Consider the following 12,863-nt stretch of genomic DNA (forward strand, 5'->3'; position numbering starts at 1 on the left):
CTGGGCAGTTTACCGATCTTCGTTACAAAACCCAGCTCCAAAGAACTGGCAGCTACAAAAGCTGGCAACGCGCAAGCCAGCGTCCGCTTTCGCAGGTCACCTGGCCTTCCAGCTCCAGTTCCGTAAGGGTTGCCAGCACCTGAGACAACGGCCGGCCGCTGGCAATCGCCAGGGCTTCGCTGCTATGCGGCGCTGCATGCAGCAGCGCCACCAATGGGTGAATAACCGGCAGCGGAGCGGGGCACGACAACGCTTGCCAACCGCGCAAGCCTTCAAGAATGTGTTCGATGGTTTCCACCAGCACTGCGCCATCGCGAATCAGCTGATGACAGCCCTTGGCTCCGGGATGATGGATGGAACCCGGGATCGCATACACCTCACGCCCTTGTTCCGCCGCCAGCCGTGCAGTGATCAGCGAACCGCTCGCCATGCTGGCTTCCACCACCAGGACGCCCAGCGAGAGCCCGCTGATGATCCGATTGCGCCGTGGGAAATTGCCGGCCTGGGGCGGCGCATCCAGCGGAAACTCGGAAACCACCGCGCTGCCCTGGGCAATCATCGTCGCCGCGAGCTTGCTATGGCGCTGTGGATAAAAATTTTCCAGGCCAGTGCCGAGCACGCCGATTGTATGACCGCCCACCTCCAGTGCCGCCTGATGCGCCGCGCCGTCAATGCCCAGTGCGAGACCGCTGGTGATGACAAAACCGGCGCTCGCCAGGCTGCGGGAAAACGCAGCGGCCGTGTCCACTCCCGGGCGCGACGCCCGCCGACTACCGACCATGGCCAACTGGGGTTTTTCCAGAATGCCTGGATTGCCCGCGACAAATAACAGCGGCGGCGCGTCATCGATCTGGGCGAGCAGTGCAGGGTAGTCAGGCTGGTCCCACATCAGCAAATGCTGGGCCGGGTGGCCCAGCCACGCCAACGCCTCACTGGCACCATCACGGATTTGCGGGCTACGTCGGGCATCGGCACTGATGGCGGGCAAGCCGAGGGAACGCCAGGCACTGGCGGGGGCACTGATGGCCTTGGAGGCGCTGCCGAAGGCTTCAATCAACGTATGAAAACGCTTGGGGCCCAGTTCCGGCAGCCTGTGCAAGCGTAGTCGGGCTTCCAGCTCTGCCGGAGAAATTTCACTGCTGTTTATCGGATTCATTTGATCATCCTTGACCGGAACAAGCTGTGGATAACTCTGTTGGTAACTTATTTAGCAGGCTATTTATTGCGCTTGTTGAGCTGTCTCAAAACGATCCTGCACTGCCAAGGCGCGTGAAGCGCTGAGCACCAAGGCGTAACTGAGCTTTTCATAGGTGCGAAAGACCTGCAGGGTGCCGGCCCGCTCATCGGGAAGCTGGCTCGGCATGTCGGTAAGGGCGTCTCGCACAGTGGCGCCAGCCTTGATCACCGTGAGCAACTGACCTTCTACCAGGCCATCGCGGCGCCCCTTATTCAGGGTCACGGCATCCAGCACGCCGAACTGAGTGATGCCCCTGGGAATATCAATAATGTGCCCTTCGATGAAGGGTGCTGATTTGGCTGCTTGCAGGTTGGCCAACTCGACAGGCGGTTCGGCACGGAGCAAACGGTCGCCCGGGCGGATTTCCTGGGTAACCCTCTGCACAGCCAAGGTAGTGAGGTTGTCGGCGAGCAAAAAGCGCGCGGTGCCGATGTCATTGGCGTTGATTCCCAGTAGTTCCTGGGTATCAGGGTCGATGTAAGCCTTGCCCCGACGAAAGATCCCGTAGCTGGGCTGGGCCGGGTCCAAGCTACCGCGAGCATGTATACGCTCGCCGTTGGCGCCCAGCACACGACCGCCTTGTACTGCGACAATGTAAGGTGCGTTATCCAGGTCCTGGGGTGAATCGAGAATACGGTTATGCAGCAGGAAGTGCTGGATGGCCTGTTGCGGCGCCTGGCCCAGGCGCTCGGTGGGCTGCGCAATCAGTGCCGTGGCAAGTGGGGCCCATAGCAGCAAGACGAGTAGCGATTTCCTCATGGGGTCAATCTCCTTTATTATGTGCGTTCGCGTGAAATGTCATGGCCTTCGCGGCTTCCGAGCGTTTCACACCGGCCGTGTGGGTCCATCCCACCGCCGATTGGTCTCTACTTCACATGTGCAGCAATTACGCTTATGGCTATTTTGAACATCCTCGAATTTCCCGACTCGCGCCTGCGCACGATCGCCAAGCCGGTGGCCGTAGTGGACGACAAGGTTCGTCAGTTGGTCGATGACATGTTTGAAACAATGTATGAAGCCCCGGGGATCGGTCTCGCCGCCACCCAGGTCAACGTGCACCTGCGCGTCGTGGTCATGGACCTGTCTGAAGATCGCAGCGAACCCCGGGTATACATCAATCCCGAGTTCGAACCGCTGACCGACGAGATGGGTGAATACCAGGAAGGCTGCCTGTCGGTGCCGGAGTTCTACGAGAACGTCGAACGCCCGCTGCGCGTGAAGATCAAGGCCTTGGACCGTGATGGCAAGCCGTTCGAAATGGTTGCCGAAGGCCTGTTGGCGGTATGCATCCAGCATGAATGCGACCACCTCAACGGCAAGCTGTTTGTCGATTACCTGTCCACGCTCAAGCGTGACCGGATCAAGAAGAAGCTGGAAAAAAAGCATCGCCAGCAAGCTTGATACCCTTCTTCCAAAGGCTTGCTGCGGCAAGCCTTTTTCTTTTGTGACTGCTTTTAACCGAGAACGCCCATGACCGAGCCATTGCGCATTGTTTTTGCCGGCACCCCTGAATTCGCCGCCGAACACCTCAAGGCGCTGCTTGCCAGCCCTTATGACATCGTCGCGGTGTACACCCAGCCGGATCGCCCGGCCGGTCGCGGGCAAAAACTGATGCCGAGCCCGGTCAAGCAATTGGCACTGGAGCACAATATCCCGGTGCTGCAGCCACCGACCCTGCGTAATGCCGAGGCCCAGGCCGAAATGGCTGCGCTGAAGCCGGACTTGCTGGTGGTGGTGGCCTACGGCTTGATCCTGCCCCAGGCGGTGCTGGATATCCCGCGCCTGGGTTGCATTAATAGCCATGCGTCGCTGCTGCCTCGCTGGCGCGGTGCGGCGCCTATCCAGCGCGCCGTTGAAGCGGGCGACGGGGAAAGCGGTGTGACCGTGATGCGCATGGAGGCGGGTTTGGACACCGGCCCGATGCTGCTCAAGGTCACCACGCCCATCACCGCCCAAGACACCGGCGGCAGCCTGCATGACCGCCTGGCTGAGTTGGGGCCGTCCGCCGTGATCCAGGCCATCGCCGGCCTCGCGTCGGGCACCCTTGAAGGCGAAGTACAGGACGACAGCCTGGCCACCTACGCCCACAAGCTGAACAAGGACGAAGCGCGCATCGACTGGAGCCGCCCCGCCGTGGAGTTGGAGCGCCTGGTGCGTGCGTTCAACCCGTGGCCGATCTGCCACAGCAGCCTCAACGGCGAAGCCTTGAAAGTACTCGCCGCATCCTTGGCCGACGGCAAAGGCACTCCCGGCGAAATCATCGGCGCCAGCAAAGATGGCCTGCTGGTGGCCTGTGGTGAACAGGCGCTGTGCCTGACTCGCCTGCAATTGCCCGGCGGCAAAGCGTTGAACTTCAGCGATTTGTTCAACAGTCGTCGTGAGAAATTTGCCCTGGGCACCATCCTTGGGGTGGCCGCTCAATGAACCCGCGTCTGGCCGCCGCCAAGGCTCTCGCTGCTGTCCTCAACGGCAAGGCTTCGCTGAACAGCTCATTGCCGACGCAACTGGACAAAGTCGAAGACCGCGACCGCGGCTTCACCCAGGACCTGGCCTTTGGCACCGCCCGTTGGCAGCCTCGGTTGTCTGCGCTGGCGGCCAAGCTGCTGCAAAAGCCGTTCAAAGCGGCAGACGCTGATGTCGAGGCGCTGTTGCTGGTGGGCCTTTATCAATTGCTCTACACCCGGGTACCAGCCCACGCAGCCATCGGTGAAACCGTCGGGTGCGCCGACAAACTTAAAAAGCCCTGGGCCAAGGCCCTGCTCAATGCCGTGTTGCGCCGCGCCCAGCGTGAAAGCGAAGCACTGCTGGCCGAGCTGGAACATGATCCGGTGGTGCGCACCGCCCACCCGCGCTGGCTGCAAAAGTCCCTTAAAGCCTTCTGGCCCGAGCAATGGGAGGCTATCTGCGCGGCCAACAACGCGCACCCGCCGATGATCCTGCGGGTCAACCGTCGCCACCACAGCCGTGACGTGTACCTGCAATTACTCGCCGACGCGGCCATCAACGCCACCCCGTGCGTGTACAGCACGGACGGCATCATGCTGGAAGCCGCCGCCGATGTGCGCGGCCTGCCGGGCTTTGCCGAAGGCTGGATCAGCGTGCAGGACGAGGCCGCGCAACTGGCCGCGGACTTGCTCGACTTGGCGCCCGGCCAGCGTGTACTCGACGCCTGTTGTGCGCCGGGCGGTAAGACGTGCCACATTCTTGAAGTCGAAAAAGACCTGGCCGATGTAGTGGCCGTGGATCTTGAAGCCAAGCGCCTTGTACGCGTACGGGAAAACCTCGCACGCCTGGGCTTGAGCGCCGAACTGATTGCCGCCGACGGCCGCGACACCGCCACTTGGTGGGACGGCAAGCCGTTCCAGCGCATCCTGCTGGACGCACCGTGCTCTGCCACCGGGGTCATACGCCGGCACCCGGACATCAAGCTGACCCGCCAGCCCGACGACATCGCCGCCCTGGCCGTACTGCAAGGCGAACTGCTCGACGCACTGTGGCCTACCCTTGAAGTCGGTGGCATCCTGCTTTACGCCACCTGCTCCACCTTGCCCACCGAGAATACCGAGGTCATCCAGGCCTTCCTCGCCCGCACCAGCGGCGCGCGTGAGCTTGACCTCGCGACTACCGCAGGCATCAAGCAGCCCCACGGCCGCCAACTGCTCGCGCAGGAAGGCGGGCACGATGGTTTCTACTACGCCAAACTGATCAAGATCGCCGCCGCGCGCGGCTGAATGGTTTTAAGGGAGTGACCGGATGAAAATCATCATCCTTGGGGCAGGGCAGGTTGGTGGCACACTGGCCGAACATCTGGCCGGCGAAGCCAACGACATTACCGTGGTCGACACTGATGCCGAGCGCCTGCGTAACCTGGGCGACCGCCTGGATATCCGTACGGTGCAAGGCCGCGCATCGTTTCCGACGGTGCTGCGTCAGGCGGGTGCCGACGATGCCGACATGCTGGTCGCGGTGACCAACAGCGACGAAACCAACATGGTCGCCTGCCAGGTGGCCCATACCTTGTTCCATACCCCGACCAAGATCGCCCGTGTGCGCGAGGCGGCCTACCTGACCCGCGCCGGCTTGTTCGATAACGATGCCATTCCCGTCGACGTACTGATCAGCCCGGAACAGGTAGTGACCCACTACATCAAGCGCCTGATCGAGATTCCGGGCGCCTTGCAGGTGATCGACTTCGCCGAAGGCAAGGCGCAATTGGTGGCGGTGAAGGCTTACTACGGTGGGCCGTTGGTGGGCCAGCAACTGCGCCAGCTGCGCGAACACATGCCGAATGTAGAAACCCGCGTAGCGGCAATTTTCCGTCGAGACCGGCCGATCCTGCCCCAGGGCGATACGGTGATTGAAGCCGACGACGAAGTGTTTTTCATCGCCGCCAAAGCGAATATTCGCGCCGTCATGAGCGAAATGCGCAGGCTCGATGAAAGCTACAAACGCATTGTCATCGCTGGCGGTGGGCAGATTGGCGAACGTCTGGCCGAAGCCATCGAAAGCCGCTACCAGGTGAAGATCATCGAGATGAGTCCGGCGCGTTGCCGGCATTTGTCCGACACCCTCGACAGCACCGTCGTACTGCAAGGCAGCGCCTCGGACCGCGACCTGCTGATGGAAGAGAACATCGCCGACGCCGACATCTTCCTGGCCCTGACCAACGATGACGAAGCCAACATCATGTCGTCGCTGCTGGCCAAGCGGCTGGGGGCGAAAAAGGTGATGACCATCATCAACAACCCGGCCTACGTCGACCTGATCCAGGGCGGCGATATCGATATCGCCATCAGCCCGCAGCTGGCCACCATCGGCACCTTGCTCGCCCACGTGCGCCGTGGCGATATCGTCAGCGTGCACTCATTGCGCCGGGGCGCGGCGGAAGCCATCGAGGCGATCGCCCACGGTGACTCGAAGTCGAGCAAGGTGATCGGCAAGGCCATCCGCGATATTGGCCTGCCGCCGGGCACCACTATTGGCGCAATTATTCGTGATGAAGAAGTGATCATTGCCCACGACGACACGGTGATCGCCACCGGTGATCATGTGATTCTGTTCCTTGTGGATAAAAAACATATCCGCGACGTGGAGAAACTGTTCCACGTGGGCCTGAGCTTTTTCTGATCAGACGGAGTGACCGACATGCTCGAATCCCTGGAAAAAATGCTCGCCAAGGGTGTGGATAATTCGCTGCTGCGCTTTGGATTGGGCAAGGGTTATCTGGACTTGAAGGACAATGTCAAAGCGGCGGAGCATCTAGGCAAATGCGTCGAGTTCGATCCGAAGTATTCGGCAGCGTGGAAGCTGTTGGGCAAGGCGCAGCAAGGGTTGGGTGATAACGCCGCAGCACGACTGGCTTGGGAGAGGGGCATCGAAGCGGCCCAGGCCCATGGCGACAAACAAGCCGAAAAAGAGATGACCGTGTTCCTGAAAAAACTCGACCGCCAGGCTTGATACAGGACTAAATGTGGGAGGGGGCTTGCTCCCGATGGCAGTGTGTCAGCCAATGCATATTTGACTGAACCACCGCTACCGGGAGCAAGCCCCCTCCCACATTGTTTCTATATCGGTCTTGAGTCAGGTGTAAATCAGTACCACCGCGCCTCACCCGGCGGGCGCTTCTTGAAGCGCTTCATGCTCCACATGTACTGGCTCGGGTAGGCGCCGACATAGCGCTCCACCACCTTGCTCATCGCCGCGCAGGAGGTGGCGGTGTCGGTGCTGTACATGTCTTCCGGCGCCGCTTCCAGGATCACCTTGTAGCCCGAGCCGTCCGGCAGGCGCAGGGCATGCAGGAATACGCCCACCGCCTTGTGGCCGGCGAGCATGTTCGGCACGAATTTGCTGGTGAGTGCCTGGGTGGCAAAGAATGGCACGAAGATGCCGGCCGACTCAGCCGGCTCCGGGTCGGCAGGAATGCCCACCTGGCCGCCTTTGCGCACTTCCTTGATCACGCTGAGGATACCTTCCTTGGTCGACGCTGCCACGCGGTTACCCAGTTGCACACGCTGTTTGCGCAACAATTCGTCCACTGCCTTGAGCTTCGGCGGGCGATAGAAAATGATCGGCTTGCACTGGCTGCAATAGAAGTGGTTCAACACTTCCCAGTTGCCCAGGTGGCTGGTGATCCCCACCACGCCTTTGCCGGAGGCCAGGGCTTCGTGCAGCACTTCAAGGCCCTCGACTTCGCGTACCAGGTCGATGGAACGCTGCGCCGGCCAGATCCACGCACAGGCGCTTTCGGTCAGGGATTTGCCGATGTCCATCAGGCTGCGGCCCACCAGGCGCTCACGCTCGGCCGGGTCCATGTCCGGGAAGCATTTGGAGAGGTTGATCCGCACCGTGTCGCGGGAACGATTGGGCGTTTTCCACATGATCCAGCCGATGCCCGTGCCGACGGCCTGTACGGCGCGCCAGGGCAGCAGGGCAAACAACCGGAGAGCGCCTACCAGCAAGGCGCCTTTAAACTTTTCCACAGGTCACTCCTGATCGTGTGTGGTGCGCAAAGCCGGCATTCTAACCGGCGTTGGCCAAGTCCGCGTAGCGGTCGCAGTCTTGGGTGTGGTCCATGACCATGCCCGAGGCCTGCATGAAGGCGTAGCAGATGGTCGGGCCGACGAAAGTGAAGCCGGCTTTTTTCAAGGCGCGGCTCATGGCTTCGGCCTCGGCGGTAATCGCCGGGACTTCGCTGCGATCCTTGAAGTGATTGACCTTGGGTTTGCCGCCGACAAACGACCAGAGCAGACCCACCGGATCCTCCAACGCCAGCCAGGCCGCGGCATTGCGCCGAGTAGCGTTGAGCTTCAAGCGATTGCGCACGATGCCTGGATCCTGCATCAACACCTCGATCTCGTCATCGCTCAGTTGCGCCAGACGCTGCGCATCAAAGCCAAACAACACCTTTCGATAATGCTCGCGTTTGCGTAAAACGGTGATCCAGGACAGGCCTGCCTGGAACCCTTCGAGCAAAAGCAACTCGAACAAACCCTGCGCATCGCGCAGCGGCGTTCCCCACTCCTGATCGTGATAAGCCATGTACAGCGGATCTTCAGAACACCAAAAGCAGCGTGGCATAAGGCTCCAGGGGGTGGTGGCAGGGCCGAATCGGGTATACTCCCGCTCTTTAAATCGCAGCCCAAGTAACAGGTGAATTTCGTGAGCCAGCCTACGCCAGCCGTGCGTACCTTCCAAGACTTGATCCTCGCCCTCCAGCAATACTGGGCCGAGCAAGGTTGTGTGGTACTTCAGCCCTACGATATGGAAGTAGGCGCCGGCACTTTCCACACCGCTACATTCCTGCGGGCCATCGGCCCGGAAACCTGGAACGCCGCTTATGTGCAGCCCAGTCGTCGCCCGACTGACGGCCGCTACGGCGAAAACCCGAACCGTCTGCAGCACTACTACCAGTTCCAGGTGGTATTGAAGCCCAACCCGGATAATTTCCAGGAGCTGTACCTGGGCTCGCTGAAACACGTCGGCCTCGACCCACTGGTGCACGACATCCGTTTTGTCGAAGACAACTGGGAATCGCCAACCCTGGGCGCCTGGGGCCTGGGCTGGGAAGTCTGGCTCAATGGCATGGAAGTGACGCAATTCACCTACTTCCAGCAAGCCGGCGGCATCGAGTGCTACCCGGTGACCGGCGAGATCACCTACGGTCTGGAGCGCCTGGCCATGTACCTGCAAGGCGTGGACTCGGTCTACGACCTGGTGTGGGCTGACGGCCCGTTCGGCAAAGTCACCTACGGCGATGTGTTCCACCAGAACGAAGTGGAGCAGTCCACTTATAACTTCGAGCACGCCAACGTCGACAAGCTGTTCGAACTGTTCGACTTCTATGAAAGCGAAGCCAAGCGGCTGATCGAACTCGACCAGCCGCTGCCGTTGCCAAGCTATGAAATGGTGTTGAAGGCGTCCCATACCTTCAACCTGCTGGACGCGCGCCGTGCCATCTCGGTAACTGCGCGTCAGCAATACATCCTGCGTGTACGCACCCTGGCGCGTTCCGTCGCCCAAGCCTACCTGCTGGCTCGCGCCAAGCTGGGCTTCCCGATGGCAACCCCGGATTTGCGTGATGAAGTGTTGGCTAAGCTGGAGGCTGCACAATGAGTGCTCAAGATTTCCTGGTTGAACTGGGCACCGAAGAGTTGCCACCCAAGGCACTCAATACCCTGGCCGATGCGTTCCTGGCCGGTATCGAAAAAGGCCTGCACAGCGCTGGCCTGAAGTTCGAAGCGAAAAAAGTCTACGCCGCGCCACGTCGCCTGGCCGTGTTGCTGACCGCGCTGGAAACCCAGCAGCCGGACCGCAGCATCAACCTCGACGGCCCGCCGCGCCAGGCGGCTTTCGATGCCGAAGGCAACCCGACCCAGGCCGCCCTTGGCTTTGCCAAGAAATGTGGCGTAGAGCTGAGCGAGATCGACCAGAGCGGTCCGAAACTGCGTTTCAGCCAGGTCATCACCGGCAAGCCGACCGCCAGCCTGCTGCCGACCATCGTCGAAGATTCCCTGAACGACCTGCCGATCCCCAAGCGCATGCGCTGGGGTGCACGCAAGGAAGAGTTCGTGCGTCCGACCCAATGGCTGGTGATGCTGCTCGGCGATCAGGTCATCGACTGCACCATCCTCGCCCAGAAGGCCGGTCGTGATTCCCGTGGGCACCGCTTCCACCATCCAGAAAGCGTGCGTATCACCTCGCCGGCCAACTACCTCAACGACCTGCGCGCTGCTTATGTGCTCGCCGATGCCAATGAGCGTCGCGAGCTGATCAGCAAGCGCACCGAAGAGCTGGCGCGCCTGCAGGAGGGCACCGCCATCGTCCCGCAAAGCCTGCTGGACGAAGTGACCGCCCTGGTGGAATGGCCGGTGCCGTTGGTGTGCTCGTTCGAAGAGCGTTTCCTTGAGGTGCCGCAAGAAGCGTTGATCACCACCATGCAGGACAACCAGAAGTACTTCTGCCTGCTCGACGCGGACGGCAAGTTGCTGCCGCGTTTTATCACCGTGGCCAACATCGAAAGCAAGGACCCGCAGCAGATCATCGCCGGTAACGAAAAAGTCGTTCGCCCGCGCCTGACCGACGCCGAGTTCTTCTTCAAACAAGACAAGAAGCAGAAGCTCGAAGACTTCAACCTGCGCCTGCAAAACGTGGTGTTCCAGGAAAAACTCGGCAGTGTCTATGACAAGGCCGCACGGGTTTCCAAGCTGGCGGCCTACATCGCCCCGCGTATTGGTGGCGACGCAGCTTGGGCCGCACGTGCCGGCTTGCTGTCCAAGTGCGACCTGGCCACCGAGATGGTCGGCGAGTTCCCCGAGATGCAAGGCGTTGCCGGTTATTACTACGCCCTCAACGACGGTGAGCCGCAAGAAGTCGCCCTGGCCCTGAACGAGCAGTACATGCCGCGCGGTGCCGGTGCAGAGCTGCCGACCACCCTGACCGGTGCGGCAGTGGCCATCGCCGACAAGCTGGATACGTTGGTTGGCATCTTCGGCATCGGCATGCTGCCCACCGGCAGTAAAGACCCCTATGCCCTACGTCGTGCGGCCTTGGGCGTGTTGCGCATCTTGATCGACAAGAAGCTGGACCTCGACCTGACCCAGGCCGTGGTGTTCGCCGTCGGCCAGTTCGGCGCCAAGGTCAAGCAAGCCGGCCTGGCCGAGCAAGTGCTGGAGTTCGTGTTCGACCGCCTGCGTGCGCGTTATGAAGACGAAGGCGTGGACGTTTCGGTCTACCTGTCGGTGCGTGCCCTGCAACCGGGTTCTGCCTTGGACTTCGACCAGCGTGTACAAGCCGTACAGGCATTCCGCAAGCTACCGGAAGCTGATGCCCTGGCCGCCGTGAACAAGCGCGTGTCGAACCTGCTGAGCAAGGCCGACAACCTCGGCAACGCCGAAGTCGACCCAGGCCTGTTTGCCGATGCCAAGGAGTTCTCGCTGAACTCGGCCATTGCCAAGGCCGAAAACGCCGTGAAGCCGCTGATCGCAGAGCGTAACTACGCTGAAGCGTTGGCCCGCCTGGCGTCGTTGCGTGAGCCGGTGGATGCGTTCTTCGAAGCAGTGATGATCAATGCCGACGATGCCGGCGTGCGGAAAAACCGCTACGCCATGCTCGCGCGCCTGCGTGGTCTGTTCATCAATATCGCTGACATTTCCGTACTGGGCTGATGATGTTGAAACTGCTGATTCTTGATCGGGACGGGGTGATCAATTACGACTCCGACGCTTACATCAAATCGGTGGATGAGTGGATCCCACTGCCTGGCTCGATCGAGGCCATCGCGCAGTTGAGCAAAGCCGGCTGGACGGTGGCCATTGCCACCAACCAGTCCGGCATCGCCCGGGGTTATTACGACATCGCCACCCTGGACGCCATGCACGCGCGCCTGCGCGCGTTGGTAGCCGAGCAGGGCGGTGAGGTGGGGTTGGTGGTCTACTGCCCCCACGGGCCGGATGAGGGCTGCGATTGCCGCAAGCCCAAGCCTGGCATGTTGAAAATCATTGCAGAACATTACAAGGTGCCGTTAGCTGGGATATGGTTCGTCGGGGACAGCCTCGGTGACCTGGAGGCGGCCAAGGCCGTCGACTCTCAGCCAGTTTTGGTTAAGACCGGAAAAGGCGAAAAGACCCAGGCGAAAGCCTTGCCGGTTGGCACTTTGATTTTTGACGATCTGGCGGCCGTTGCCGCAGAACTTATCAACAACTAGCCGCCCTCGACTTCCTGACCAAGGATTGTTCGGGAGTGCGCTTTTAACAGGCGGGCCGTGTCCCGCAACGGTAAATGCCGCCATGTCGATCTTGCAGGCCATCAGAACCTTTTTCTTTTACCTGCTGCTGGGCACCAGTTCGTTTCTCTGGTGCACCCTGAGCTTTTTTATCGCACCGTTCCTGCCTTTCAAGGCGCGCTATCGTTTCATCAACGTTTATTGGTGCCGCTGCGCGTTGTGGCTGAGCAAGGTATTCCTCAATATCCGTTTCGAGATCAAGGGCGCTGAAAACGTCCCGGAGCAGCCCTGTGTGATTCTGTCGAACCACCAGAGCACCTGGGAAACGTTCTTCCTCTCGGCCTATTTCTCGCCGTTGAGCCAAGTGCTCAAGCGCGAACTGCTGTATGTGCCGTTCTTCGGGTGGGCCATGGCTATGCTCCGGCCGATCGCAATCGACCGCGACAACCCCAAGGCAGCGCTCAAGCATGTCGCCAAGAAGGGTGATGAGCTGCTCAAGGATGGCGTATGGGTACTGATCTTCCCGGAGGGCACGCGGGTGCCCTACGGTACGGTGGGCAAATTCTCACGTGGCGGCACCGCACTGGCGGTCAACGCCAACTTGCCTGTTTTGCCTATTGCACATAACGCCGGCAAGTTCTGGCCCAAGACCGGCTGGGCTAAACGCGCAGGCACCATCACCGTGGTAATCGGCGAACCCATGTACGCAGAAGGCGAAGGGCCGCGTGCCATTGCCGCGCTGAATGACCGCGCTGCGGCGTGGAACCAAGCGCAACAGCAGGCCATGGGCTCCTTGCCTCCGGAACCCGTAGTTGTAGAGACGCCCGTCGTTTGAGCATCTGTGGATAACCTGTGTACGCTTTGTTGGCGAATTAGCTTTTTTGATGCATAACATGCTGATTTGAC

General features: G+C 60.8%; 13 protein-coding genes. 9 read left to right on the forward strand and 4 right to left on the reverse strand.

Going from position 1 to position 12,863, the window contains the following annotated elements; all coding sequences use genetic code 11:
- Window positions 1-52 precede the first annotated feature (52 nt).
- Both dprA and QZR30_RS04085 read right to left on the reverse strand, forming a co-directional pair.
- The gene (gene dprA / locus QZR30_RS04080; RefSeq protein ID WP_311902956.1) at window positions 53-1,156 is read right to left on the reverse strand and encodes a DNA-processing protein DprA; all 1,104 of its coding nucleotides are present in this window, start codon (window positions 1,154-1,156) and stop codon (window positions 53-55) included.
- Between the two features lie 63 nt (window positions 1,157-1,219).
- Window positions 1,220-1,996 carry a hypothetical protein gene (locus QZR30_RS04085; RefSeq protein ID WP_046070227.1) on the reverse strand — a complete coding sequence of 259 codons (777 nt, stop codon included), beginning with the start codon at window positions 1,994-1,996 and terminating at the stop codon, window positions 1,220-1,222.
- Between the two features lie 135 nt (window positions 1,997-2,131).
- Here QZR30_RS04085 and def point away from each other — a divergent pair, with 135 nt between their 5' ends.
- The 5 genes from def to QZR30_RS04110 all read left to right on the forward strand — a co-directional run bounded on the left by def (window position 2,132) and on the right by QZR30_RS04110 (window position 6,694).
- Window positions 2,132-2,638, forward strand: a complete 507-nt coding sequence (def, locus tag QZR30_RS04090; protein ID WP_046070226.1) for a peptide deformylase — start codon at window positions 2,132-2,134, stop codon at window positions 2,636-2,638.
- A gap of 69 nt (window positions 2,639-2,707) precedes the next feature.
- Window positions 2,708-3,661 (forward strand): methionyl-tRNA formyltransferase, encoded by a 954-nt coding sequence (gene fmt, locus QZR30_RS04095; RefSeq protein ID WP_046070225.1) that lies wholly within the window; start codon window positions 2,708-2,710, stop codon window positions 3,659-3,661.
- A complete protein-coding gene (gene rsmB / locus QZR30_RS04100; RefSeq protein WP_311902957.1) occupies window positions 3,658-4,968 on the forward strand; it encodes a 16S rRNA (cytosine(967)-C(5))-methyltransferase RsmB in 1,311 nt (436 codons plus the stop codon). Before fmt ends, rsmB begins: the two co-directional genes overlap by 4 nt.
- Window positions 4,969-4,990: 22 nt before the next feature.
- Window positions 4,991-6,364, forward strand: coding sequence for a Trk system potassium transporter TrkA (gene trkA, locus QZR30_RS04105; protein ID WP_005783380.1), 1,374 nt, complete (start codon window positions 4,991-4,993; stop codon window positions 6,362-6,364).
- 18 nt (window positions 6,365-6,382) lie between these two features.
- Window positions 6,383-6,694, forward strand: coding sequence for a hypothetical protein (locus QZR30_RS04110; RefSeq protein WP_046070223.1), 312 nt, complete (start codon window positions 6,383-6,385; stop codon window positions 6,692-6,694).
- A gap of 134 nt (window positions 6,695-6,828) precedes the next feature.
- Here QZR30_RS04110 and QZR30_RS04115 read toward each other — a convergent pair whose 3' ends face one another.
- Both QZR30_RS04115 and QZR30_RS04120 read right to left on the reverse strand, forming a co-directional pair.
- Complete coding sequence (locus QZR30_RS04115) at window positions 6,829-7,716, reverse strand: lysophospholipid acyltransferase (protein WP_014716285.1); 888 nt, start codon at window positions 7,714-7,716, stop codon at window positions 6,829-6,831.
- A gap of 40 nt (window positions 7,717-7,756) precedes the next feature.
- On the reverse strand, window positions 7,757-8,314 hold the full coding sequence (locus tag QZR30_RS04120; protein ID WP_043048256.1) for a DNA-3-methyladenine glycosylase I: 558 nt from the start codon (window positions 8,312-8,314) through the stop codon (window positions 7,757-7,759).
- An 81-nt stretch (window positions 8,315-8,395) separates the two neighbouring features.
- On the opposite strand from QZR30_RS04120, the gene glyQ reads away from it, so the two are divergent.
- The 4 genes from glyQ (at window position 8,396) to QZR30_RS04140 (ending at window position 12,792) form a co-directional block, all read left to right on the forward strand.
- Window positions 8,396-9,349: a glycine--tRNA ligase subunit alpha gene (glyQ, locus tag QZR30_RS04125; protein WP_003187265.1), complete on the forward strand. Its 954-nt coding sequence runs from the start codon at window positions 8,396-8,398 to the stop codon at window positions 9,347-9,349.
- The gene (gene glyS, locus QZR30_RS04130; protein WP_046070222.1) at window positions 9,346-11,400 is read left to right on the forward strand and encodes a glycine--tRNA ligase subunit beta; all 2,055 of its coding nucleotides are present in this window, start codon (window positions 9,346-9,348) and stop codon (window positions 11,398-11,400) included. Before glyQ ends, glyS begins: the two co-directional genes overlap by 4 nt.
- Complete coding sequence (gmhB, locus tag QZR30_RS04135) at window positions 11,400-11,939, forward strand: D-glycero-beta-D-manno-heptose 1,7-bisphosphate 7-phosphatase (RefSeq protein ID WP_162252760.1); 540 nt, start codon at window positions 11,400-11,402, stop codon at window positions 11,937-11,939. The genes glyS and gmhB overlap by 1 nt, the downstream gene beginning before the upstream one ends.
- An 82-nt stretch (window positions 11,940-12,021) precedes the next feature.
- Complete coding sequence (locus tag QZR30_RS04140; RefSeq protein ID WP_046070221.1) at window positions 12,022-12,792, forward strand: lysophospholipid acyltransferase family protein; 771 nt, start codon at window positions 12,022-12,024, stop codon at window positions 12,790-12,792.
- Window positions 12,793-12,863: the final 71 nt, after the last annotated feature.

The organism is Pseudomonas sp. rhizo25, from assembly GCF_031931935.1.
Lineage (GTDB): Bacteria > Pseudomonadota > Gammaproteobacteria > Pseudomonadales > Pseudomonadaceae > Aquipseudomonas > Aquipseudomonas synxantha.

Bases quoted from the DNA above. Each gene is read 5' to 3' on its own strand.
- dprA (WP_311902956.1), bottom strand. From the start codon at position 1,156: ATGAATCCGATAAACAGCAGTGAAATTTCTCCGGCAGAGCTGGAAGCC.
- QZR30_RS04085 (WP_046070227.1), bottom strand. From the start codon at position 1,996: ATGAGGAAATCGCTACTCGTCTTGCTGCTATGGGCCCCACTTGCCACG.
- def (WP_046070226.1), top strand. From the start codon at position 2,132: ATGGCTATTTTGAACATCCTCGAATTTCCCGACTCGCGCCTGCGCACG.
- fmt (WP_046070225.1), top strand. From the start codon at position 2,708: ATGACCGAGCCATTGCGCATTGTTTTTGCCGGCACCCCTGAATTCGCC.
- rsmB (WP_311902957.1), top strand. From the start codon at position 3,658: ATGAACCCGCGTCTGGCCGCCGCCAAGGCTCTCGCTGCTGTCCTCAAC.
- trkA (WP_005783380.1), top strand. From the start codon at position 4,991: ATGAAAATCATCATCCTTGGGGCAGGGCAGGTTGGTGGCACACTGGCC.
- QZR30_RS04110 (WP_046070223.1), top strand. From the start codon at position 6,383: ATGCTCGAATCCCTGGAAAAAATGCTCGCCAAGGGTGTGGATAATTCG.
- QZR30_RS04120 (WP_043048256.1), bottom strand. From the start codon at position 8,314: ATGCCACGCTGCTTTTGGTGTTCTGAAGATCCGCTGTACATGGCTTAT.
- glyS (WP_046070222.1), top strand. From the start codon at position 9,346: ATGAGTGCTCAAGATTTCCTGGTTGAACTGGGCACCGAAGAGTTGCCA.
- gmhB (WP_162252760.1), top strand. From the start codon at position 11,400: ATGATGTTGAAACTGCTGATTCTTGATCGGGACGGGGTGATCAATTAC.
- QZR30_RS04140 (WP_046070221.1), top strand. From the start codon at position 12,022: ATGTCGATCTTGCAGGCCATCAGAACCTTTTTCTTTTACCTGCTGCTG.